This window comes from Serpentinimonas barnesii (assembly GCF_000696225.1).
GTDB lineage: Bacteria > Pseudomonadota > Gammaproteobacteria > Burkholderiales > Burkholderiaceae_C > Serpentinimonas > Serpentinimonas barnesii.
Map to the genome: position 1 here is coordinate 176,282 of NZ_BAWN01000013.1, position 22,659 is coordinate 198,940.

The window sequence follows — 22,659 nt, forward strand, 5'->3', positions numbered from 1 at the left end:
GGATTGGACCGCGCCATGACGGCCTGCCCCGCCATCGACCCGGCCGCGCCGCTGCAGTTCGTCATCAACGCGGCCTCGGGCAGCAGCGCCTCCGACAGCAAGCGCGCGCTCATCGAAGCCGCGCTGCAGGCCGCTGGGCGGCGCGGAGATCTGCACTTTTGCCAGCCGGCCGAACTGGCCCAGGTGGCGCAACAAGCCACGGCCACGGCGCTGGCCAGCCGCACGGCAGTGGTGGCGGTGGGCGGCGACGGCACCCTAAACACGGTGGCGCAGTATGCCCACGCGGCGGGCTGCGCCATGGGGGTGGTGCCGCAAGGCACCTTCAACTACTTTGCGCGCACGCACGGCATCCCCGCCGACCCGGCTGACGCGGTGCAGCAGTTGCTGGGCTGGGCCGCGCAGCCGGTGCAGGTGGCGGCCATCAACCAGCGCGTGTTTTTGGTCAACGCCAGCATGGGGCTGTACCCCGATCTGCTGGAAGACCGCGAGGCCTACAAGGCGCGCTTCGGGCGCAGCCGCTGGGTCGCGTTCTGGGCCGCCTGCGTCACGCTGCTGCGCGCGCAGCGCCAGTTGCGCCTGCACATCGAGCAGGGCACCACAGCGCGCGACCTGCGCACACTGGTGCTGTTCGTGGGCAACAACCGGCTGCAGTTGCAGCATCTGGGGGTGCATCCGCAGGAAGGCGCAACGGGGAGCGATGCGGAGAACCCGCCAGCAAAGCCCGCCCATGCCCACCTGCTCGCCACCAGCGCGGGCCACATCACGGCGGTGATGTTGCGCCCGATTGGCACGCTGGCCATGCTGCGTTTGATGCTGCGCGGCGCCCTGGGCTCACTGGGCGAGGCGCCGAGCGTGGAACACTTCGAATTCGAGCACCTGGTGGTGCGGCCCACGCTCACCCCCGGCCGCCGCGGCGTCAAGGTGGCCTACGACGGTGAAGTGGCCCGCATGCGCGCCCCGCTGGACTTTCGCGTGCTGGAGCGGCCGCTGTTCCTGCTGATGCCGCCGCCGCAGGAACCGGCTTCAAACCCCGCGTCTATGCCGGCCGCCAAGGCCGACGCCAGAGCCGGGGTGTCTGTGGCATGAGCCTCGTGCTGCAGGTTTCGGACACCCACTTTGGCACCGAGCAGCCGCCGGTGGTGGAGGCGCTGGTGCAGCTCGCGCAGCAGCAGCACCCCGACCTGCTGCTGCTCTCGGGCGACATCACGCAGCGCGCGCGGCCGGCCCAGTTTCGCGCCGCTCGCGCCTTCATGGAGCGTCTAGCAGCCTGTCGGACTTGGGGCGTCGAGAGCGAAAATCGGCCCCAGAGAGACCAGTTTGCGCCGGGTTCGCCGCCCCATAGCCCGGCTATGGGGCCAGAAGACGGTGCAAAATGGGCCGCTGCGGTCGATTTGCAGCCGACGCTTCCCAAGTCCGACAGGCTGCCAAGCGCGCCGTGGCTGGCCGTGCCCGGCAACCACGACATTGCGCTGTTCGACCTCTGGACGCGCCTGCGCCGCCCCTATGCCCAGCACCTAGCGGCCTTTGGGCCAGAACTCGAACCCATACACGACAGCCCCGAGCTGCTGGTGCTGTGCCTCAACACCACGCGGCCCTGGCGGCACAAGCACGGCGAGGTATCGGCCGCGCAGATCGAGCGCGTGGCGCAGCGGCTCGAAGCGGCCAGCGCGGCGCAGTTGCGGGTGGTGGTGGTGCACCAGCCGGTGGCCGTGATCCGCGCCAGCGATGTGGTGAACCGCCTGCGCGGGCACGAAGCGGCGCTGCCACGCTGGGCCGCTGCCGGTGCCGATCTGGTGCTGGGCGGGCACATCCACCTGCCTTATGTGCGGGCCGTTCCCGGCTTGGCACGGCCGCTGTGGGCGGTGCAGGCGGGCACCGCGGTGTCGGCGCGGCTGCGCGAGGGCCTGCCCAACTCGGTGAACCTGCTGCGCTGGGGCGCGCCACATGCCAGCCCCGGCTGCTGCCTGATCGAGCAGTGGGACTACGCGGCGGCGCAGCGCGCCTTTGTGCGGGCGCTGGTGACCGAAGTCTGGCCCGCGCGGGCTTGATTGGGGTCAGGCCGGGGCTATCAGCAGCGCCCGAAAGTCGTTCACGTTGGTGCGCGTGGGGCCGCTGTGCAGCGCGTCGCCCAAGGCCGCAAAATAGCCGTGCGCGTCGTGGCGGTCGAGCATGTGCCGGGCATCCAGCCCCAAGGCCTGCGCGCGCGCCAGCGTGTCGGGGCCGATCAGCGCCCCGGCGGCGGGGCCATTGCCATCGATGCCGTCGGTGTCGGCCATCAGGGCATAGACACCGGGCTGGCCGTTTAGCTCCAGCGCGCAGGCCAGCAGGCATTCGACGTTGCGCCCGCCTTGGCCGGGGCTGGGGGTGCGCAGCGTCACGCTGGTCTCGCCGCCCGAAAGCAGCAGGCAGGGCGCGGCAAAGGGCTGCTGGCGCTGCGCGATCTGGCGCGCCAGCGCCGCCAGCACCTGGCCCACTTCGCGCGCCTCGCCTTGCAGCGCATCGCTCAGGATGTGCGCCTCAAAACCGGCGGCGCGCGCGGCGCTGGCCGCAGCCTCCAGCGCCATTTGCGGGGTGGCGAGCCAGCGCAGCTCGCTGCGTGCCAGCCGCGCATCGCCCGGTTTAATCGTTTCGCCACGCCCGCTGTGCAGCAGCTCCAGCGCGGCCGGTGGCAGGGGCAGGCGGTAGCGCTGCGCAATCGCCAGCGCGTCGGCGCAGGTGCTGGGGTCGGGCACGGTGGGGCCGGATGCGATGTCGGCCGGGTCGTCGCCGGGCACGTCCGAGATCAGCAGCGTGAGCACGCGCGCCGGGTAACACGCCGCCGCCAGCCGCCCGCCCTGCAGCGCCGACAGATGCCGGCGCAGGCAGTTGATCTCGCTGATGCGGGCGCCGCTGGCCAACATGGCGCGCGCCAGCGCCTGCTGCTCGGCCAGCGTGAGGCCAGGCAGCGCCAGCGGCCACAGCGCCGAACCGCCGCCCGAGAGCAGGCACAGCACGGTATCGGCCGCGCTCAAACCCCGCACGCTGGCCAGCACGCGCTCGGCAGCATGCCAGCCCGCCAGATCGGGTACCGGGTGCGCCGCCGCCACGATCTCGATGCGCGAACACGGCGCTTCGTGGCCGTAGCGCGTCACCACCAAGCCACCCAAGGCCTGCGGGTCGCCATCCCAGTGCGCCTCGACCGCCTGGGCCATGGCCGCCGAGGCCTTGCCCGCCCCCACCACCCACAGGCGGCCGGAGCCGATCTCGGCCGCGCGCGGCAAATGCGGCGGCAGGCACAACGCCGGTTGCGCGGCGGCCACGGCGGCGGCAAAGAGCTGGCGCAGCAGGGGGGCGGGGGCATTCAAAGCGAATTCAGTCACCGACTGCGCCTTTTGTCGGCCTTTGGGCCACTCAGTTGCTTGATTTCATTAAGTCCAACCAGCGAACGCATCTGCGTGATGGCAACGGCGTTCAACTGTGCCAGCCGCTCTGGAGCGGCCAGCCCTTGATGAATCAGCACCGCATTGATGCTTTCGAGATTTGACAAGACCACCAGTTGTTCCAGCGTGGCCGCATCCCGCATGTTGCCGCTCTGGTCGGCATGGTCCTGTCGCCACTGGGCCGCCGTGATGCCGAACAGGGCGACATTGAGCAAGTCGGCTTCGCTGGCGTAGATGATGCCGGTCTGTTTCGGCGTGAGAAGCGGCGGGATCAGCCGCTCCTTGATGGCATCGGTGTGAATCTTGTAATTGACCTTCGCCAAAGTGCGCTGAAAACTCCACTCCAAGGAAGTGGTGCGGGATTCTTCATCCTTGAGGCGCTGGAATTCCTTGATGAGGTAGAGCTTGAACTCCGGGCTGAGCCAGGAGCCGAACTCGAAAGCGATGTCCTTGTGGGCATAGGTTCCGCCATACCGCCCCGCCTTGGCATGCAGGCCGATGGCGGCGGTGACCTCGATCCATTTTTTAACCGACAGGAAAAAGCTGTTGCGCCCAGCCTCGTTTTTAATTCCCTCGAATTCGATGGAATTAAACCCTGGGTTGTTGAGTTGCTCCCACACGCCCAAGAACAGCACGGTGTCCTTGTTCTTGAGCCATTGCTCAATCAGGGCGCTGCCGCCGTCGAAGTTCCTCACCATATCAGTCAGCGAGAGGTAGTCGTGCTCGTTCCGAGTGGCGATCGTGACCTCTGTGCCTTTGACCTTGATGATGCGATTCTTCATCCTGTATCCGTTCGAGGAGCCTCAAAAAACCAAGTTTCAATAATTAAATCAATGGCCTACCAAGCAACGCACGACACCCAAAAGGCGCCATCCACCACGCGCGACTCTATCATTAATCAACTGCTCTGCAACACCCCCGCCCCGTTTACACTTCCAGCACTTCCACTCTTTTCGTCGCACCATGCCACTGGACATCCTCACCGGCCCGCTGGGCATAGGCTTGGCCGCCGTGCTGGGCCTGCTGGTTGGCAGCTTTCTGAATGTGGTGATCCACCGGCTGCCGATCATGCTGGAGCGGCGCTGGGCCGCCGAATGCGCCGAGATGCACCCGGCCACCACCCCATCCACCCTGCCGGGCTCAGGGTTGGGCGCCCCGGCTGCGGCGGCGCAAGCCCCGGCGCTCAACCTGGTCACGCCGCGCTCGCGCTGCCCGGCCTGCGGTGCCGGCATTGCCTGGTACCACAACATCCCACTGCTCAGCTACGCCCTGTTGCGCGGCAAATGCAGCGCCTGCTCCGCCCCGATTGGGCTGCGCTACCCGCTGGTGGAGCTGCTCACCGGCTTGGGCTTTGCCTATGTGATGCACCTGCACGGCCCGGGCTGGCCGGTGCTGGCCTGGATGGGTTTTGTGGCCGCCGTGCTGGCGCTGGCCTTCATCGACTGGGACACCACGCTGCTGCCCGACGACATCACGCTGCCGCTGCTCTGGGCCGGCCTGCTGGCGGCGGCGCTGGGCTGGAGCGGCCTTGCGCTGGAGGTGTCGCTCTGGGGCGCGGTGGTGGGCTATGTGTCGCTGTGGTCGATCTACTGGGCCTTCAAGCTGCTGACCGGCAAAGAGGGCATGGGCTATGGCGATTTCAAGCTCTTTGCGGCGCTCGGGGCCTGGCTGGGCTGGCAGGCCCTGATCCCGATCCTGCTGCTGGCCTCGCTGTTGGGGGCCGTGGTCGGGCTGGCCATGAAGTACAGCAGCGGCCTGCGCGAGGGCGGCTACGTGCCCTTTGGGCCGTTTCTGGCCTTTGGCGCCCTGCTGGCGCTGGTGCTGGGGCCAGACACGCTGCTGGGCTGGGTCGGGCTCTAGGCCACGCCAACCCCTCACCTTGCAAACCATGCGCAGCCACCCCCACCCCCCCTGGCGCATCGGCCTGACCGGCGGCATCGGCAGCGGCAAGAGCACCGTCGCGGCCATGCTGCAAGCGCTGGGCGCGACTGTGCTCGACGCCGACGCGCTGGCGCGTGCCTGCACCGCCCCCGGCGGGGCCGCCATCGAACCCATCCGCGCCGCCTTTGGCCCGGCCTTCATCGGGCCCGATGGGGCGCTGGATCGGGAGCAAATGCGCGCGCTGGTGTTTGCCCAGCCCGAGGCGCGCCAGCGGCTGGAGGCGATCGTGCACCCGTTGGTGCGCGCCGCCATCGAGCAGGGCTGTGCAGACATTCGGCTGCAGGGCCGCAGCGACTGCGTGGTGCTCGACCTGCCCTTGCTGGCCGAATCCCCGCACTGGCGCGAGCAGGTCGATGCGGTGTGGGTGGTCGATTGCTCGCCCGAGACCCAAACCGCACGCGTGCTGCAACGCAACGGCTGGCCGCTGGCGCAGGTGCAGGCGGTGCTGGCGGCACAAGCCAGCCGGGCCGAGCGGCTGGCGCTGGCCGATGTGGTGCTAGCCAACGACACCCCCACCACCCTGGCGCAATTGCAGGCGCAAGTGCAGCGCGCTTACACCGAGCAACGGCGCCGATTCGGGCTATGATCGAAGCGTGATCCTCTACGAGTACCCGTTCAACGAACGCATCCGCACCTACTTGCGGTTGGAGCGTCTGGCCGACCGGCTGGGCCAGCTCAGCGCCCAAGAATCGGCGCTGTCGCATCACTTTGCCCTGCACACCCTGTTCGAGCTGCTCGAAGTCGGCGCCCGCTCCGACCTGAAAACCGAAATCCTCAAAGACTTGGAGCGCCTCAAGCAGCAGTACCTCGGCTACCGCGGCAATCCGGCCATTTCCGAGGCGGCGCTCGAAGCCTTCATCGCCCGGCTTGAGGCCCAATACGCCGCCCTGCAAGAGTGCGGCAAGATCGGCCAGTCACTGGCCGACAACGAATGGCTGGCGGCGGTGCGCAGCCGCATCGCCATTCCGGGGGGCACCTGCGAGTTCGACTTGCCCGCCTACCACGACTGGCAGCACCGCAGCCCCGATCAGCGCCAGCAAGAATTGCAGCTTTGGGCGCAGTCGCTGGCGCCGCTGCTCGACCCGGTGCAGGTGCTGCTGAGCGTGCTGCGCGAATCGGCGCACCCGCAAAAGGTGATGGCCTTGGGCGGCCAGTTCCAGCAAAACCTGGCCCAAGGCAAAACCTACCAGTTGCTGCGGCTGTGGATCGACCCGGCGCTGCAACTGGTGCCCGAGATCAGCGGCAACCGCATGTTTTTTGCGGTGCGCCTGCTGCAGTGGGGCAGCAGCGGCAAGCCGCAACTGGCAAGCACCTCAGAAGCCGAGCTGGAATTTACCCTCTGCGCCTAAGGGCGGCCTGGCCTGGCCGTGCGGGCTGGGCGCGTGCTGCTGCAAGCACTGCAACAGCGGCACCGAGCCTGGCAACAGCGGCGCCACCTGCACCGGCCAAGTCTGCCAGGCGTGCTGCTGGCCTTCGCGCATTTGCAGCGGGCCGTCCCAGTCGCGCACCAGGCCCACCTGCAGCCGCACCAAGGCGTGCGGGTAGTCCACCCGCAGCTCGCGCCACGGCTGCACGCCGCCGATGCGCAAGCCCAGTTCCTCGTGCAGTTCGCGCTGCAGCGCCTGCGCGACGCCCTCACCCGCTTCGATCTTGCCACCGGGGAACTCCCAGTAACCCGCATACACCTTGCCCGGCGGGCGGCTGGTGAGTAAAAACCGCCCTTGGGCGTCGAACACCACGCCCACCGCCACCTCGATCAGGCGCTGGCCGTGCCCCGGCGCGCGCGGCTGCTGGGCATCCACCACCAGCACCGGGGGCGCGCTCATGGATGGGGTTGGGTTGCGGTTGCGCCAGACCCCGCCACCGCGTTGCCCGGGTGGTTGCCGGCGTAGTCGCGCGCAAACTGGTAGGCCACCCGGCCGCTGCGCGAGCCGCGTTCAAGCGCCCACACCAGCGCCTGCGTGCGCGCGGCCTCGATCGCCGCCTCGGGCACGCCAAAATGGCCCAGCCACTGGCGCACCACGGCCAGGTATTCGTCTTGGCTGAAAGGGTAAAAGCTAATCCACAGCCCGAAACGCTCCGAGAGCGAGATTTTTTCTTCCACCGCTTCGCCGGGGTGCAGCTCGCCGTCTTCGTCGCGTTGGTGGCTGAGGTTGTCGCGCTGGTATTCGGGCAGCAGGTGGCGCCGGTTGCTGGTGGCGTAAATCAGCACATTGGGGCTGCTGGCGGCCACCGATCCGTCCAGCATCGACTTGAGCGCCTTGTAGCCGGGCTCGCCGTCCTCAAAGCTCAGGTCGTCGCAAAAAACGATGAAACGCTCCGGGCGCTCGGCCACCAGCGCCACGATGTCGGGCAAGTCGGTCAGGTCGGACTTGTCCACTTCGACCAGGCGCAGCCCCTGCGGCGCAAAGGCGTGCAGGCTGGCGCGGATGAGCGAGCTTTTGCCGGTGCCGCGCGCCCCGGTGAGCAGCACGTTGTTGGCCGGCAGCCCCTGCACGAAGTGCGCCGTGTTGCGCACCAGGCGCTCTTTTTGCGGCTCGATTTCTTGCAGGTCAGACAGCGCCATGGCCCCGATGTGGCGCACCGGCTCCAGCAGCCCGTGGCCGCCGCGTTTGCGGTAGCGCCAGGCCAGCGCCGCGCCCCAGTCGGGCGCGCTCAGGGGCTGCGGCAGCACCGCTTCGATGCGCGCCAGCAGGGATTCGGCGCGCTGCAACAGGCGTTCAAAGGCTTCGTTCATGCGGATGCGGTGGCAGCAGGTGGCACGGGCGGCGCGGGCGGCGCGCCTTCAGGAGCGGTAATCGGCGTTGATGCTCACGTACTCGTGACTGAGGTCGCAAGTCCAGACCGTTTCGGTCGCCACGCCCCGGCCCAGCCCGACGCGGATGGTGATCTCGCTCTGGGCCAGCACGCGCGCGCCCGCTTGCTCGGTGTAGCCGGGGTGGCGCCCGCCCTGCGTGACCACGTGTACGTCGTCCAGGTGCAGCTCGATCTGGTTTTGGTCCAGGTCGGCAATGCCGGCGTAGCCCACCGCCGCCAGGATGCGGCCCAAGTTTGGGTCGCTGGCATAGAAGGCGGTTTTGACCAGCGGCGAGTGCGCAATCGCATACGCCACTTGCAGGCATTCGGCGGCATCGCGCCCGCCCTCCACGCGCACCGTGATGAACTTGGTCGCGCCCTCGCCGTCGCGCACGATGGCGTGCGCCAGCGTCTGCGCCAGCTCGGTCAGGGCCGCCAGCAGGCGCTGGCCGTCGGGGCTGGCCAAGTCGGTGATCTCGGCGTGCGCCGCCTGCCCGGTGGCGATCAGAATGAAAGAGTCGTTGGTGGAGGTATCGCCGTCGATGGTGATGCGGTTGAACGACCGCTCGGCCAAGCGCAGCGCCAGCTCGGGCAGCAGCGCGGGCTGGATGCGCGCGTCGGTGGCCACAAAGCCGAGCATGGTGGCCATATTGGGGCGGATCATGCCCGCGCCCTTGGCAATGCCAGACAGGGTCACGGTCTGGCCGCCGATCTGCACCTGGCGGCTGGCGGCCTTGGCCACGGTGTCGGTGGTCATGATGCCTTCGGCGGCGCGCAACCAGTGCGCGGGCTGGGCGTCGGCCAGCGCGGCATCAAGCCCGTCGATCACGCGCTGCACCGGCAGCGGCTCCATGATCACGCCGGTGGAAAAAGGCAGTACCTGCTGCGCCTGCAGGCCCAGCCGCTGGGCCAGCGCGGCGCAGGTCTGGCGCGCGTGCGCCAAGCCGCTCTCGCCGGTGCCGGCGTTGGCGCAGCCGGTGTTGATGAGCAGCGCCCGGATAGCGGCCCCGGCCTCTAGGTGCTCGCGGCAGACCTGCACCGGCGCGGCGCAGTAGCGGTTGCGCGTAAACACCCCGGCCACGGCGCTGCCGGGGTCGAGCAGCAGCACGGTCAGGTCTTTGCGGTTGGGCTTGCGCACCCCGGCTTCGGTGACACCAATGCGCACCCCGGGCACCGGGTGCAGGCTGGCGGCGGATGGGGCGGTCCAGTTCACAGGCATGGCGGTGTCTTTCGGTTGCGCTCAGGCCAGCTTGCCGTGGCAGTGCTTGTATTTTTTGCCGCTGCCGCAGGGGCAGGGGTCGTTGCGGCCCACGCGCGGCAGCGCATCGGCCGGGGTGGCGCGGCCACCCAGCAGGCCGCTGTCGGCCACGGTCTCGGCTTCGCCGGTTTCATTCGGGGCGGTGTAGGTGACGTTGCTCAGGCGCTCGGCGGCGGCTTCGAGCTCCTGCGCGGCTGCACTCACCTGCTCCGGCGTCTGCACCTTCACGTTCATCAAAATGCGCGTGACCTCGCCGCGCACCTGGTCGAGCAGCAGCGAGAACAACTGGAACGCCTCGCGCTTGTATTCCTGCTTGGGCTGCTTTTGCGCGTAACCGCGCAGGTGGATGCCCTTGCGCAGGTAGTCGAGCGCGCTCAGGTGGTCGCGCCAGTGGCTGTCGAGGTTTTGCAGCAGCACCACGCGCTCGAAGGCGGCAAAGCTGCCCGGGCTGGCCAGTTGCACCTTGGCCGCGTAGTGGGCGTGCGCGGCCTGCAGCACTTTCTCGACCACGTCGGCGTCGTCCATCTCGCTGGCTTCGTGCACCTGCTGCACCAGCGGCAGGTGCAGGCCCCACTCTTCGGCCAGGGTTTTTTCCAGGCCCGGCAAGTCCCACTGCTCCTCCACGCTCTGCGCCGGCACGAACTGGCGCACCACGTGCGTGATCGCGCCGCTGCGCAGGTTGCCGATCTGCTCCGACACCTCTTGCGCATCGATGATCTCGTTGCGCTGCTGATACACCACGCGGCGCTGGTCGTTGGCCACGTCGTCGTATTCGAGCAACTGCTTGCGGATGTCAAAGTTGCGCGCCTCCACCTTGCGCTGCGCGTTCTCGATCGAGCGCGTGACCATGCGGTGCTCGATCGCCTCGCCCTCGGGCATGTTGAAGCGCTCCATGATGGCGCGCACCTTGTCGCCGGCGAAAATGCGCATCAGCGAATCGTCTAGGCTGAGGTAGAAGCGGCTCGAACCGGGGTCGCCCTGGCGCCCGGCGCGGCCGCGCAACTGGTTGTCGATGCGCCGGCTCTCGTGCCTTTCGGTGGCGATGATGCGCAAGCCCCCCAGCGCCTTGACGCGCTCGTGGTCGGCCTGCCACTGGGCGCGCACGGCGGCGATCTTGCTGGCCCGCGCGGCTTCGTCTAGGGCCGGGTCGGCCTCGATGGCGGCGCACATTTTTTCTAGGTTGCCACCCAGCACGATGTCGGTGCCGCGCCCAGCCATGTTGGTGGCGATGGTGATGGCACCGGGTCGGCCGGCCTGGGCAATGATGTCGGCCTCGCGCTCGTGCTGCTTGGCGTTGAGCACCTCAAAAGGCAGCTTGGCTTTTTTGAGCAGCTCGGCGATGATCTCGGAGTTCTCGATCGACGAGGTGCCCACCAGCACCGGCTGGCCGCGCTGCAGGCATTCCTGGATGTCGGCCAGCGCCGCCTGGTATTTCTCGGGCGTGGTTTTATAGACGCGGTCGAGCTCGTCGTGGCGCTGGCTCGGCCGGTTGGGCGGCACCACCACGGTTTCCAGGCCGTAGATTTCTTGGAACTCGAAGGCTTCGGTGTCGGCGGTGCCGGTCATGCCGGCCAGCTTGTCGTAGAGGCGAAAGTAGTTCTGGAACGTGATCGAGGCCAGGGTCTGGTTTTCGGGCTGGATGCGCACCCCCTCCTTGGCCTCCACCGCCTGGTGCAGGCCCTCGCTCCAGCGCCGCCCCACCATCAGGCGCCCAGTGAATTCATCGACAATGATGATCTCGCCGTTTTGCACCACGTACTGCTGGTCGCGGTGGTAGAGGTGGTGCGCCTTGAGCGCCGTCACCAGGTGGTGCAGCAGCGCGATGTTGGCCGGGTCGTAGAGCGAGGCGCCCTCGGTCAGCAGCCCGGCCTGGGCCAGCAGCGCCTCGGCCTTTTCGTGCCCGCTCTCGGTCAGGTTGACGGTGTGCGCCTTTTCATCGACCAAAAAATCGCCCGGCTTGATCACGCCCTCGCCGGTGCGCATGTCTTCCTCGCCCTCTTGCCGCTCCAGCAGCGGGGCCAGTTTGTTGATGACGATGTATTCGTCGGTGTGGTCTTCGGCCTGGCCGCTGATGATGAGCGGCGTGCGCGCCTCGTCGATCAGGATCGAGTCCACCTCATCGACGATGGCGTAGTGCAGGCCGCGCTGCACCCGGTCGCGCGCCTCGTAGACCATGTTGTCGCGCAGGTAGTCGAAGCCGTATTCGTTGTTGGTGCCGTAGGTGATGTCGGCGCCGTAGGCGGTCTGCTTTTGCTCGCGCGTGGTCTGCGAGCGGTTGATCCCGACCGAGAGCCCGAGCCAGTTGTAGATGCGCCCCATCCACTCGGCATCGCGCCCGGCCAGGTAGTCGTTCACGGTGACCACGTGCACGCCCTGGCCCGTGAGCGCGTTCAGATAAATGGGCAGGGTGGAGGTGAGGGTTTTGCCTTCGCCGGTGCGCATTTCGGCAATCTTGCCGCTGTGCAGCGCCATGCCGCCCATGAGCTGCACGTCGAAGTGGCGCATTTTGAGCACGCGCTTGCTGGCCTCGCGCACCGTGGCAAAGGCCTCGGGCAGCAGCGCATCGAGCGTCTCGCCCTGCGCCAGCCGCTGCTTGAACTCGGCCGTCTTGGCCTGCACCTGGGCGTCGGAGAGCTGCTCGTACTGGCTCTCGAGCGCGTTGATGCGGGCCACCGTCTTGCGGTAGGTCTTGAGCAGGCGCTCGTTGCGGTTGCCAAAGAGCTGGGTCAGGAACTTGAGGGGCATGGCTGAAGGCTCGGCTCACGCCCGCAGGCGCGAGTGGGGAAAAAAGGTGGGCCTGCCTGGAAACACGCCAGGCCGTGGCAGACGCATGTTTGCGCCAACTGGGCATTTTAGCCGCGCCGGGGCGGCCACGGCCGCGCACCAGCGCGGTGTGGTAGGCCCGCAGTTGCAGGGGCACCATGTGCAGGTGTTTTTTGCTACCATGGGCTCGTGCGCTGCCCGTGCACCCAAGGAGGTTCCTGTGAGCATCAACGACATCGACACCCTGCCGGTTGAGCAAAAGCTGCGCCTGATGGAGGCCTTGTGGGACTCCCTGCTGCAAACGCCGGCGGCCCTTGAGGGCGGCACCCAGTTTGCTTGGCACGCCCAAGCCCTGCAGCGTGCCGAAACCGCTTTGGCGGATGGCAGCGCGCGTTTCATCGATTGGGATGCAGCCAAGCTGGTTTTGGGTTCGCGCAGCCGGGCATGAAGATCCGCCTGCTGACGCTGGCGCTTGACGATTTGGATGCTGGGCGCCGCTTCTATTAACGCCAACGGCCCGGGTTGGGCGATTACTTTCTCGATTGCCGCCAACGCCCCAAGAGCATCGAGCGCCACTTGCAGCTCGATTGAGCCGGGGCGGCACCGCCCTCACTCCACCGTCACGCTCTTGGCTAGGTTGCGCGGCTTGTCCACATCGGTGCCGCGCACCAGCGCGGTGTGGTAGGCCAGCAGTTGCAGCGGCACCACGTGCAGAATGGGGCTCAAGGGTCCGTAGTGCTCGGGAAGGCGGATCACGTGCAGGCCTTCGGCGCTTTGGATGTGGCTGTCGGCGTCGGCCAGCACATACAGCACACCGCCGCGCGCGCGCACCTCCTGCATATTGCTCTTGAGCTTTTCCAGCAGCTCGTCGTTGGGGGCCACCACCACCACCGGCATGGCACTGGTCACGAGCGCCAGCGGGCCGTGCTTGAGCTCACCGGCCGGGTAGGCCTCGGCGTGGATGTAGCTGATCTCTTTGAGCTTGAGCGCGCCTTCGAGCGCAATCGGGTAGTGCAGGCCGCGCCCCAGAAACAGCGCGTGCTCGCGGGGCGCAAAGGCCTCGGCCCACTGGATGAGCTGGGGCTCCAGCGCCAGCACGGCTTGCAGCGCCAGCGGCAGGTGGCGCATGGCGTGCAGGTGCTCGGCCTGCTCGGCGGCACTCAGGCGGCCACGCGCTTGCGCCAGCGCCAGCGTGAGCAAAAACAGCCCCGCCAACTGGGTGCTAAAGGCCTTGGTGCTGGCCACCCCAATCTCCACCCCGGCGCGCGTCAGGTAAGCCAGCGCGCATTCGCGCACCAGCGCGCTGGTGCTCACATTGCACAGCGCCAGCGTGTGCACCATGCCCAAGCCTTGCGCGTGGCGCAGCGCGGCCAGGGTGTCGGCGGTTTCGCCGCTTTGGCTGATCGCCACCACCAGCGTGCGCGGGTCGGGCACGCTGCGCCGGTAGCGGTATTCGCTGGCCACCTCGACCTGGGTGGGCAAGCCGGCCAAGTCTTCCAGCCAGTACTTGGCCACGCAGCCGCTGTAGTAGCTGGTGCCGCAGGCCAAAATCAGCACCCGGTCGATCTGCCCAAACACCTCGGCGGCAATTGCCGCTCGCTCGCCCAGCCCGTCGAACAAATCCGGCCCCACGGCCTCGATGCCTTCAAGCGTGTCGGCCAGCGCGCGCGGCTGCTCGAAAATCTCTTTTTGCATATAGTGCCGGTACGGCCCCAGCTCGGCCGCCCCGCTGTGCGCCTGCACCGTGCGCACCGGGCGCTGCGCCGGGCTTTGCGGCTGGCCGCCGCGCTCCACAATCAGGTAGCCGCCCGGCTGCAGATCGACCACATCGCCTTCGGCCAGATAGACGAATTGGTCTGTCACGCCAGCCAACGCCATCACATCGCTGGCCAGGTACTGCGCACTCAGTCCGCTGGGCTCCCCGCCAGCGTCCACGCCGCTGCCCAGGCCCAGCACCAGCGGCGAGCCGGCGCGCGCGCCCACCAGCCGCTGCGGTTCGGCCGCGTGCAGCACCGCAATCGCGTAGGCGCCATGCAAGCGCGCCAGCGCGGCGCGCACCGCAGCCAGCAAGTCGCCCTGGTAGAGCGCATCGACCAGGTGCGCGATCACCTCGGTGTCGGTCTGGCTGGAAAACACATAGCCCTGCGCCTGCAGCTCGGCGCGCAGCGCCTCGTGGTTTTCGATGATGCCGTTGTGCACCAGCGCCACCCGCGCCGGGCCCAGCGCGGCCTCGTCACCGGGGGCGTGCTGGCCCGGGCCGTGGCTAAAGTGCGGGTGCGCGTTGTGCAGCGCCGGCGCCCCGTGCGTGGCCCAGCGCGTGTGCGCAATGCCGCTGTGGGCAGCCAACTCGTCGGCCTGCACTTGGGCCTGCAGCTCGGCCACCCGCGCCGTGCTGCGGCTGCGCTGCAAACCGCCTGCGCCCTGCAGCGCCAGCCCGCAGGAGTCGTAGCCCCGGTATTCGAGCCGCTGCAAACCCTGCACCAGCACAGGAACGATGTTGTGCGCCGCCAGCGCCGCCACGATGCCACACATATAAGATTGCTTTCTTGAGCATAGAATGGAAGTTGTCGATGCTAACGGCAAAACAAGGAGTTTCACGCATGCCCTGGCTGGCCCACATCCGCCTTTTGTTCCTTGCCGCCGCCCTTGGGCTGGCCGCGCTGGCCCCGGTGTGGGCGCAAGATTTGGTGAGCGCGCGCAACCCCACCATCAACATGCGCGCCGCTCCCAGCACCGACGCCGACGTGCTGTGGCGCCTCTCGCTAGGCTACCCGCTGCAAGTGCTGGAGCGCCGTGGCGACTGGTTGCGCGTGCAAGACTTTGAAGGCGACCAAGGCTGGGTGTCGCGCAGCGTGGTGGGCGACACCCCGCACCACATCGTGCGCAGCCCGCGCGCCAACCTGCGCGCCGGCCCCGGCACCCAGCACCGCGTGGTGCACACCGCCAACTATGGCGACATTCTGCGCACCACCCGCCGCCAGGGCGATTGGGTGCAGGTGCAGCGCCCCGACGGCCGCGGCACCGCCTGGGTGGCCAGCGAACTGGTCTGGGGCTGGTGAGCCCGATCTTGCATACGCCGCCCTGCCCTTCTATCAGCCCTTGCCCTTCTTGGGCCGCTGCCAGCCCGGCAGGCTGATCTGTTTGCCGCGCGCCACCGTGAGCGCGCCCGGCGGGGTGCTTTTGGTGAGGGTCGATCCGGCCCCTATGGTGCCGCCCGCGCCCAGGGTGATGGGCGCTACCAGCACGCAGTTGCTGCCCACGTGTACGTCGGCTTCGATCACGCTGCGGTGCTTGGCCGCGCCGTCGTAGTTGGCGGTGATGCTGCCCGCGCCGTAGTTCACGCGCTCGCCCACCGTGGCATCGCCCAGGTAAGCCAGGTGGTTGGCCTTGGCTCCGGCGGCCAAGCTAGAGTTTTTGACCTCGACAAAGTTGCCGATGTGTACCTCGGGCCCGAGCCGGGTGCCGGGGCGCAGGCGCGCAAAAGGCCCCACTTGCGCGCCAGGGCCGACCTGCACTGGGTCGCGCTGGCCGTCGATGTGGCTAAAGGGCAGAATCTGCGCCCCGGCCTCGATGCGCGCCTGCGCAATCACGCAGTTGGCCCCTATGCGCACCCCGTCGCCCAAGTGCACCTCGCCCTCGAATACGCAGTTCACATCAATCTCCACATCTTGCCCGCAGTGCAGGCGGCCGCGCACGTCCAGCCGCGCCGGGTCGGCCAGCCGCACGCCCTGGGCCATCAGGCGCTCGGCCTGGCGGCGCTGCAGGGCGCGCTCGAGCTCGGCCAGTTGCGCCGGGCTGTTTACGCCCGCCACCTGCAGCGCGTCGTCTATGCGGTGCGCCTGCACCGGGCAGCCCGCCGCGCGCGCGTGGCGCACCACATCGGTGAGGTAATACTCGCCCTGGGCATTGCGGTTGTCCAGTTGCGCCAGCCAGGGGCGCAGCAGCCGCGTCGGGGCGGCCATGATGCCGCTGTAGATTTCGTCTATGCCCAATTGCGCCGCGCTGGCGTCTTTGTGCTCAACAATGGCTTGCACGCTGCCATCCGGGGCGCGCTCGATGCGGCCGTAGCCGCTCGGGTCGGGCAGGCGCAGCGTCAGCAGCGCCAGTTGCTGGCCCGCGCACAGCGCCAGCAGCGCGCGCAGGGTGGCGGCCTCGGTCAGGGGCACATCGCCCGAGAGCACCAGCGTCACCCCGTCGTCGGGCAAGAGCGGCAGCGCCTGCTGCACCGCGTGGCCGGTGCCCAGTTGGGGCTGTTGGCGCACGCTGCGCAGCAACAGCGGCAGGGCGGCGCCCCAGTCGGCCAGCGCCGCTTCCACCTGCTCGGCCTCGTGACCGGTCACCACCACCGCCTTCCGCGCCTGCAATTGCGCCGCCTGCTGCAACACGTGCGCCAGCAGGGGCTGGCCCCCCAGGCGCTGCAACACCTTGGGCCAGCGGCTTTTCATCCGCGTGCCCTTGCCGGCAGCGAGCACCACCACGTCGAGCGCAAAATCCATCCTCAAACTCCGTTGTTGTTTGCAGCATAGGCGCTGCCTTGGGGCCAAATTATCCGTGTTCAGGCGTCGGCACCTGCAAGCCTCCGCCCCCCTTCAGCGACAATCGCCGCATGAATGCGACCTATGTGCTCACGCTCTCGTGCCCAGACAAACCCGGCATCGTGCATGCCGTTTCGGGTTTTTTGTTGCAGCACGGCGGCAACATTGAAGAAGCGGCGCAGTTCAACGACCACGCCACCGGCCTGTTTTTCATGCGCGTGCAGTTCGTCTGCGAGCGCCTGCCCGAGCCCGAATTGCGCCAGCAGGTGCAGGCGCTGGCGCAGGCGCACCAGATGCACTGGGGCTTGCACGCCTGGCACGAACCCATGCGCTGCGTGATCTTTGTCAGCCAGCAGGGCCACTGCCTGAATGATTTGCTGTTTCGCTGGAAATCGGGCCTGCTGCGGCTTGACATCCGCGCCATTGTCAGCAACCACCGCGATTTTTACCAGCTCGCCGCCAGCTACAACATCCCCTTCCAGCACCTGCCGCTGCGCCCCGGCCTCAAGGCCGAGGTGGAGGCGCGCCAGCTCGAACTGATCGAGCAAGAGCAGGCCGAGCTGGTGGTGCTGGCGCGCTATATGCAAATCCTGTCGGACGGCATGTGCGAGCAACTGGCCGGGCGCGCCATCAACATCCACCACAGCTTTTTGCCCAGCTTCAAGGGCGCCAAACCCTACCACCAGGCGCACCAACGCGGCGTCAAGCTGATCGGGGCCACGGCGCATTACGTAACCGCCGCGCTCGACGAAGGCCCCATCATCGAGCAAGACGTGGCCCGGGTGGACCACAGCCTGAGCATAGAAGACCTGGCCGCCAGCGGGCAAGACACCGAATGCGCGGTGCTGGCACGCGCCGTCAAATGGCACAGCGAACACCGGGTGCTGCTCAATGGCCACAAGACCGTGGTGTTTCGCTGATGGCCGTTCGCATCCCCCCCATCCAGTGCCTGCTCACCTTCGAGGCCTTGGCGCGGCTGCGCAGCGTCACGCAGGCGGCCGAAGAGCTGTGCGTCACCCCCAGCGCCGTCAGCCACCGTGTCAAGCAACTTGAGCTGGTGCTGGGCGTGAAACTGTTTGGCCGGGCCGATTTTTCGCTCACCACCGAGGGCAGCGAATACCTGGCCCATGTGCGCGAAGGGCTGCTGGCGCTGCAGCGCTTCCCCAGCCACCAGCCCAGCCCCGGGCGGCGCAAGCTGCGGCTGGCGGTCACGCCCACCTTTGCGCGCTCGCTCGTCATGCCGCGCCTGCAGCAGTTTGCCATGGCCTACCCCGAGATCGACCTCACGCTGCAAGTCAGCATTCCGCTGCTCGACGTGGTGGCCGAAGACGCCGACCTCACCATCCGCTTTGGCACCGGGCGCTACGCCGATGTCGAGCATATCTGCTTGGTCAAAGACGCCGTGCTGCCGCTGGCCTCACCCGCCTTTTTGCGCGAACACGGCCCCTTCGAAGCCGCGTCAGACCTAGAGGGCGTGCCCCTGCTGCGCAGCCCGCTGGAGCCCTGGCGCACCTGGTTTGCGGCCCAGCACCTGGACTGGCCCGAACCCAGCGAAGGCTCGCAGTTCAACGACATCGGCCTCATGTGCGATGGCGCCGCCGCCGGGATGGGCGTGGCGCTGGTGCGGCTGCGCCTAGGCGCGCCGTGGCTCGAGAACGGCTCGCTGGTGCGCCTGGGCGAAACCGAACCCTACCGCACCCCCGTGCCCAGCCCGCACGCGCACTACCTGTGCTGGCGCACCGGCACCATGGAGCGCTGGGAGTGCGCGGCCTTTGCTGAATGGCTTAAGAAGGCGCTGGGGTGAGGGGCACCGGCAATCGCATTTCTTGTACAGTGCGGCCATGACCGAAGCACCCGCCCCGACACCCACCGCCACGAGCGATTCTGATGCCTGCTTGCGCGCGGTGCTCGAAGGGTTTCCTGGCCTGTTGCTGGCCATTTTCGCCGGGGCGCAGGCGGCTGAGCTCGATGGCGATGTCGCGTATCTGCTGGCCAAACTTGGGCAGCACCGAGCCCGATGAGCCCAGCACGTTACCAAGTCAAGGCATTTTCTGCGCCACGTGTTTCACTCTCAATATCTCGACGGTGCCGGCATCGGCCAGCACGCGATAGAAAACGATGTAGTTTGGATGCACGACCAGCTCGCGCACGAAAGCCGGTAAGCCGGGCCGACCGGTGCGGCCCAGTTTCGGATGTTGGGCCAGCGGCAATGTCTTGTCGCGCAACTGCTGGCCGAACGCCTCGGCCCTAGTCGGGTTATCTTGGGCGATGTAGTCCATGATGCCGTCTAGGTCGGCCTCGGCCATCGGTCGCCAAACGATGTGATAAGGGGCCTTGGCCTTTGCCATCGGTCAGTTGGCCGGCTCGTGCGGTTGCGGCTGCTGCTTCATACGCGTTTGCCCACTGCCGCCTAGTGGCGCGCAATCCGGGCCTCTAGGCGCGACATGACCTCATCGTGTGCAACGCTAGGCCGAGGGTCGTCGATCGATTCCTGAATCTCTTTGGCCAGCCACTTCGCGTAGGCACTGGCTTCTTGCGCTTCGCGCAAAACTTGCTCCCGGGCATCGTCACGGGGGTTGAGCGCTTGCTGTTCAAGGGTCATGCTGCCCATGGCACACTCCTTATGTGTTTGGAATCAGATTTTACACCGCATAAAAATTTGAAAACGTGCTACCCCCGCAGCCGCGCCTCGGCCGCATCCTCGATAACGTGGCTGCACATTTGACGGCTCTGTGCCCGAGCATTGGAGCAATATTCATAGCCGCTACTGAAGCAGAATTTGAGGCTCCAGCAGCCACTGGGCAGCGGGGTGCAGTTCAATCCCTGCTGGCAGGGGCACCACCGGTGGCACCCACAGGGCCACCAGCAGGCAACGGGCCTTGGGCCAGCACGGGCGGGCGTCGAGCAGGGCGCGCACCTCGCGCTCCCGTGTCTCGGGGTCGGCCAAGTCCATGCAGACCTGCACCAGCCATTGCTGCCCGTCGGGCAAGGTGGCAAGGAAGTCGAGCTCGAATCCGGCCGGGGTGTGAACGTAGCCCACGGTGGCTCCTCGGCGCAGGAGCTCGTGCAAAACCACCGTTTCGAGTGCATGGCCGGTATTGCTTTTGCCAGACTTGTCAAATAATGCCGCCAATGCGGTATCGACTGGATAAACTTTGCGCGGGTTCACCTGGCGTCGGCGCACAGAATCACTGGCCAGTTCCACGCTGCTTAGCAAAAATGTGTCTTCCAGATGCGCCAGCATCTGGTGCAAGGTGTCTTTGGCGACCGCCACACCACGCGATTTCAAGTCGGCGTGAAACTTGTTGATGCTGAACGATCCGGCCGCATTGCCCAAGAGCTGCTGCACCAGCCAGCGCAGCACCTGGGGTTGGCTGAGGTTGTGCCGCTCGACCACGTCGCGCAGCAGCACCACGTCCACATAGTTGCGCAGCAGTTCGAACCGACTGCGCAGGTCCAGCCCCTGTGCTTCGGGGAAGCCGCCGTTTTGCAGGTAATTGGCCAAAGCATGGTCCAACTGCGAGCGCTCGGCCTTGGTCAGGCGGCTGGCGGGCTTGGCGGGCTCCCGCCCGGCATGGCGCAAGGCCTCCCTGAACGAAAATGGCGTGACGATGGCCTCGAGGGCGCGCCCGCGCATGCTGGTGGCCACTTCGCGCGACAGCAGTTTGGCCGAGGAACCCGACACGAAAAGTTCGATGTTCTCGCTATCAAGCAGTCGGCGCACGAACAGTTCCCAGCCGTCCACGCGCTGGATTTCATCCAGAAAAAATGTGCAGCGCCGGGCATCGCGCCAGTTGGGGTGGAGCCGGTAGTACTCATCGAGCAGCAGGTCGAGGTCGCTGAGCTGCAGCTCGGCCAGCCGTTCGTCTTCGAAGTTGAAGTACAGCAGGCCCTCGCGCGGCACCCCCTGCGCCAGGCGCTGAGCCAGCAACTGCCACAAAAAACTGGTTTTCCCCGCGCGGCGCATTCCTATCACGGCCAGCGCCTTGCCTTTTACGGCGGGCAGCCACACATCGCGCGCAGTCAGCACCGGCACGGGTGCCGCTTGGGCATCCAGAATTTTCTGCCGCACGATGCTGCGAAAGTGTGTTTCCATGAAGGACTATTCTACAGCTTATTATCCTTTTAAAAAAGATAAATAAAGCGCACTGTCGGCTGGCCGGGCAGTGGTAAGCCGTGCACACTTTACGACATAATGCTGTCGCGCCTTGTCACTCCTGCACGACATTGCGTGACAGATTAACCGCTAGGAGCCCCATCCGATGCCACGCGCCACGCTGAACGAAGAACTTAAACTGATCGAATCCATCATCTCGGCGCATCCGAGCGGCATTGGCATCGCCGCCATCGAGGCCGAGATCGGACGGCGTCGGGGTGACAAGCCCAACCGCCGCACATTGCAGCGGCGCCTACAGAAGCTGATCGATGCGCAGCGCGTGAGCACCGAGGGCGAGAGCATCGCCTTGGTCTACAAACGGATGTCCGGCAGCGTCGTGTCGGCCAGCGCTTCGATGACACTCACCACCACGGCAACGGCCGAGTCTGAGTTGTATGTCCCAGTGTCACCCGCAGGAGCGGCCATTCGCGATCAGGTTCGACGCCCGCTGATGCATCGAAGGCCGGTCGGCTACCAACGCGAGTTGCTGCAAAACTATCAGCCCGGCGCGACCTTCTACCTGCCCGAGTCGCTGCGACGTCAGCTGCACGAAATGGGGCGCACCTCTGCCAATGAGCGGCCAGCAGGCACCTACGCTCGGGACATCCTGGGCCGACTGCTGGTTGACCTGTCGTGGGCTTCGTCAAAGCTGGAGGGCAACACCTACAGCCGGCTTGACACCCTGAATCTGATCGAGTTGGGCCAAGTCGCCAAGGGCAAGGATGCCATCGAAACGCAGATGATCCTGAACCACAAGGCTGCTATCGAAATGCTGATCGAAAATGCAGATGAGGTGGGCTTTGATACTTTCACCTTCAAAAACCTGCATGCGGTGCTGTCACAGGACTTGATACATGACCCGCAGGCCAGTGGCCGTTTGCGCCGGCGCCCGGTGGATATCTCGGGCACCGTGTTTCATCCGCTGGCACTACCGCAGGTGATTGAGGACTGTTTTATGCAGCTGCTGGACAAGGCCGCTGCCATTCCCGATCCGTTCGAGCAAGCCTTCTTCCTGATGGTGCAATTGCCCTACCTGCAGCCGTTTGAAGATGTGAACAAGCGCGTCTCGCGCATCGGTGCCAACATTCCGCTCTTCAAGCACAACCTTTGCCCGCTGTCCTTCATCGATGTGCCGGAGCACGCCTATATCGAGGGGACGCTGGGGGTGTATGAACTCAAGCAGATCGAGTTGTTGCGCGATGTATTCGTCTGGGCCTATGAACGCTCCTGCCAGCGCTATCTGGCCATCGCGCAAACCATGGTCGAACCCGACCCGTTGAAGATCAAGTACCGCGAGGCGCTGATTCAGGCGGTGCAGACGGTCGTCAAGGGGCTACGGCAACCCAGCCCTGCGGTGATTGCCGAAGTGGCACAGGATCACGCCGCAGAAGCCGACCAGGCAGCCTTCAGGGAGTTGCTTGCGGCAGCACTCCAACAGTTGCACGAAGGCAGCATCGCGCGGTACCGACTGCGGCGCTCGGAGTACAACGCGTGGCAGCACGCGCAAGACCAAGCCTGATTCCGCCCCCTAGGATCCAGGATGGGCGGATTTCAGCCCGAACGGTACCGCTGCTCCTGAGTCCGCCGTTCGCCCTGAGCCTGTCGAAGGGTTTGCCGTGGCTTCGACAAGCTCAGCCCGAACGGTGGTGCGGATTCTCGCCACCGCAAAACCGGGGTCTAACACCGTTTTCGCCATTTGGTGGTTATAATAACCACCGTGAACAGCAGACAAGTCATCAAGATGCTCGAAGCCGACGGCTGGGAATTGCGCCATGTGAAGGGAAGCCACCA

General features: G+C 66.7%; 23 protein-coding genes. 10 read left to right on the plus strand and 13 right to left on the minus strand.

Going from position 1 to position 22,659, the window contains the following annotated elements; translation table 11 throughout:
- Window positions 1-15 precede the first annotated feature (15 nt).
- Together SRAH_RS04815 and SRAH_RS04820 are read left to right on the plus strand one after the other, a co-directional pair.
- Window positions 16-1,086, plus strand: a complete 1,071-nt coding sequence (locus SRAH_RS04815; protein WP_045476233.1) for a diacylglycerol/lipid kinase family protein — start codon at window positions 16-18, stop codon at window positions 1,084-1,086.
- The gene (locus SRAH_RS04820; RefSeq protein WP_029462219.1) at window positions 1,083-2,048 is read left to right on the plus strand and encodes a metallophosphoesterase family protein; all 966 of its coding nucleotides are present in this window, start codon (window positions 1,083-1,085) and stop codon (window positions 2,046-2,048) included. Before SRAH_RS04815 ends, SRAH_RS04820 begins: the two co-directional genes overlap by 4 nt.
- Before the next feature lie 6 nt (window positions 2,049-2,054).
- Here SRAH_RS04820 and SRAH_RS04825 read toward each other — a convergent pair whose 3' ends face one another.
- The gene (locus SRAH_RS04825; RefSeq protein ID WP_029462220.1) at window positions 2,055-3,344 is read right to left on the minus strand and encodes a glycerate kinase type-2 family protein; all 1,290 of its coding nucleotides are present in this window, start codon (window positions 3,342-3,344) and stop codon (window positions 2,055-2,057) included.
- Window positions 3,345-3,355: 11 nt separating this feature from the next.
- Entirely contained in the window at window positions 3,356-4,201 is an 846-nt protein-coding gene (locus tag SRAH_RS04830; protein ID WP_029462221.1) for a KilA-N domain-containing protein, read from the minus strand.
- A gap of 181 nt (window positions 4,202-4,382) precedes the next feature.
- On the opposite strand from SRAH_RS04830, the gene SRAH_RS04835 reads away from it, so the two are divergent.
- From SRAH_RS04835 to zapD, 3 genes are read left to right on the plus strand one after another with little or no spacing between them, the layout of a single operon-like run.
- Window positions 4,383-5,279: a prepilin peptidase gene (locus SRAH_RS04835; protein ID WP_029462222.1), complete on the plus strand. Its 897-nt coding sequence runs from the start codon at window positions 4,383-4,385 to the stop codon at window positions 5,277-5,279.
- Between the two features lie 28 nt (window positions 5,280-5,307).
- Window positions 5,308-5,946, plus strand: a complete 639-nt coding sequence (gene coaE, locus SRAH_RS04840; RefSeq protein WP_029462223.1) for a dephospho-CoA kinase — start codon at window positions 5,308-5,310, stop codon at window positions 5,944-5,946.
- 7 nt (window positions 5,947-5,953) lie between these two features.
- Window positions 5,954-6,709: a cell division protein ZapD gene (gene zapD, locus SRAH_RS04845; RefSeq protein WP_029462224.1), complete on the plus strand. Its 756-nt coding sequence runs from the start codon at window positions 5,954-5,956 to the stop codon at window positions 6,707-6,709.
- On the opposite strand, the gene SRAH_RS04850 is transcribed toward zapD, so the two are convergent.
- Genes SRAH_RS04850 through secA form a run of 4 tightly spaced genes read right to left on the minus strand, consistent with a single transcriptional unit; the run spans window position 6,674 to window position 12,159 of the window.
- Window positions 6,674-7,186 carry a (deoxy)nucleoside triphosphate pyrophosphohydrolase gene (locus SRAH_RS04850; RefSeq protein ID WP_045476170.1) on the minus strand — a complete coding sequence of 171 codons (513 nt, stop codon included), beginning with the start codon at window positions 7,184-7,186 and terminating at the stop codon, window positions 6,674-6,676. The genes zapD and SRAH_RS04850 overlap by 36 nt on opposite strands.
- Window positions 7,183-8,097 (minus strand): ATP-binding protein, encoded by a 915-nt coding sequence (locus tag SRAH_RS04855; protein ID WP_045476172.1) that lies wholly within the window; start codon window positions 8,095-8,097, stop codon window positions 7,183-7,185. Before SRAH_RS04855 ends, SRAH_RS04850 begins: the two co-directional genes overlap by 4 nt.
- A 48-nt stretch (window positions 8,098-8,145) precedes the next feature.
- Entirely contained in the window at window positions 8,146-9,375 is a 1,230-nt protein-coding gene (argJ, locus tag SRAH_RS04860; RefSeq protein WP_029462227.1) for a bifunctional glutamate N-acetyltransferase/amino-acid acetyltransferase ArgJ, read from the minus strand.
- A 21-nt stretch (window positions 9,376-9,396) separates the two neighbouring features.
- Entirely contained in the window at window positions 9,397-12,159 is a 2,763-nt protein-coding gene (gene secA, locus SRAH_RS04865; RefSeq protein ID WP_029462228.1) for a preprotein translocase subunit SecA, read from the minus strand.
- Between the two features lie 238 nt (window positions 12,160-12,397).
- On the opposite strand from secA, the gene SRAH_RS12595 reads away from it, so the two are divergent.
- Window positions 12,398-12,625, plus strand: a complete 228-nt coding sequence (locus SRAH_RS12595) for an addiction module protein (protein ID WP_197537853.1) — start codon at window positions 12,398-12,400, stop codon at window positions 12,623-12,625.
- 161 nt (window positions 12,626-12,786) lie between these two features.
- Here the strand turns inward: SRAH_RS12595 and glmS are convergent, their stop codons facing one another.
- Complete coding sequence (glmS, locus tag SRAH_RS04875) at window positions 12,787-14,709, minus strand: glutamine--fructose-6-phosphate transaminase (isomerizing) (protein WP_029462230.1); 1,923 nt, start codon at window positions 14,707-14,709, stop codon at window positions 12,787-12,789.
- 68 nt (window positions 14,710-14,777) lie between these two features.
- On the opposite strand from glmS, the gene SRAH_RS04880 reads away from it, so the two are divergent.
- Window positions 14,778-15,236, plus strand: a complete 459-nt coding sequence (locus SRAH_RS04880) for an SH3 domain-containing protein (RefSeq protein ID WP_029462231.1) — start codon at window positions 14,778-14,780, stop codon at window positions 15,234-15,236.
- 33 nt (window positions 15,237-15,269) lie between these two features.
- On the opposite strand, the gene glmU is transcribed toward SRAH_RS04880, so the two are convergent.
- Complete coding sequence (gene glmU, locus SRAH_RS04885) at window positions 15,270-16,673, minus strand: bifunctional UDP-N-acetylglucosamine diphosphorylase/glucosamine-1-phosphate N-acetyltransferase GlmU (protein ID WP_029462232.1); 1,404 nt, start codon at window positions 16,671-16,673, stop codon at window positions 15,270-15,272.
- A 110-nt stretch (window positions 16,674-16,783) separates the two neighbouring features.
- On the opposite strand from glmU, the gene purU reads away from it, so the two are divergent.
- The gene (gene purU, locus SRAH_RS04890) at window positions 16,784-17,632 is read left to right on the plus strand and encodes a formyltetrahydrofolate deformylase (protein ID WP_029462233.1); all 849 of its coding nucleotides are present in this window, start codon (window positions 16,784-16,786) and stop codon (window positions 17,630-17,632) included.
- Window positions 17,632-18,516 carry a LysR substrate-binding domain-containing protein gene (locus SRAH_RS04895; RefSeq protein WP_029462234.1) on the plus strand — a complete coding sequence of 295 codons (885 nt, stop codon included), beginning with the start codon at window positions 17,632-17,634 and terminating at the stop codon, window positions 18,514-18,516. Before purU ends, SRAH_RS04895 begins: the two co-directional genes overlap by 1 nt.
- Here the strand turns inward: SRAH_RS04895 and SRAH_RS13240 are convergent.
- The 4 genes from SRAH_RS13240 to SRAH_RS04915 all read right to left on the minus strand — a co-directional run bounded on the left by SRAH_RS13240 (window position 18,497) and on the right by SRAH_RS04915 (window position 20,808).
- On the minus strand, window positions 18,497-18,742 hold the full coding sequence (locus tag SRAH_RS13240) for a hypothetical protein (protein WP_149028929.1): 246 nt from the start codon (window positions 18,740-18,742) through the stop codon (window positions 18,497-18,499). The two genes, SRAH_RS04895 and SRAH_RS13240, sit on opposite strands and share 20 nt — an antisense overlap.
- Before the next feature lie 9 nt (window positions 18,743-18,751).
- Window positions 18,752-19,060 carry a type II toxin-antitoxin system RelE/ParE family toxin gene (locus SRAH_RS04905; protein ID WP_045476174.1) on the minus strand — a complete coding sequence of 103 codons (309 nt, stop codon included), beginning with the start codon at window positions 19,058-19,060 and terminating at the stop codon, window positions 18,752-18,754.
- 62 nt (window positions 19,061-19,122) lie between these two features.
- Window positions 19,123-19,323: an antitoxin PaaA2 family protein gene (locus SRAH_RS04910; RefSeq protein WP_052369093.1), complete on the minus strand. Its 201-nt coding sequence runs from the start codon at window positions 19,321-19,323 to the stop codon at window positions 19,123-19,125.
- Window positions 19,324-19,476: 153 nt separating this feature from the next.
- Window positions 19,477-20,808: an ATP-binding protein gene (locus SRAH_RS04915; protein WP_029462238.1), complete on the minus strand. Its 1,332-nt coding sequence runs from the start codon at window positions 20,806-20,808 to the stop codon at window positions 19,477-19,479.
- Between the two features lie 166 nt (window positions 20,809-20,974).
- Here SRAH_RS04915 and SRAH_RS04920 point away from each other — a divergent pair, with 166 nt between their 5' ends.
- Window positions 20,975-22,387, plus strand: coding sequence for a Fic family protein (locus tag SRAH_RS04920; RefSeq protein ID WP_029462239.1), 1,413 nt, complete (start codon window positions 20,975-20,977; stop codon window positions 22,385-22,387).
- A gap of 9 nt (window positions 22,388-22,396) precedes the next feature.
- Here SRAH_RS04920 and SRAH_RS12875 read toward each other — a convergent pair.
- The coding region (locus tag SRAH_RS12875) for a hypothetical protein (protein ID WP_206741110.1) at window positions 22,397-22,659 on the minus strand (263 nt) is incomplete at its 5' end.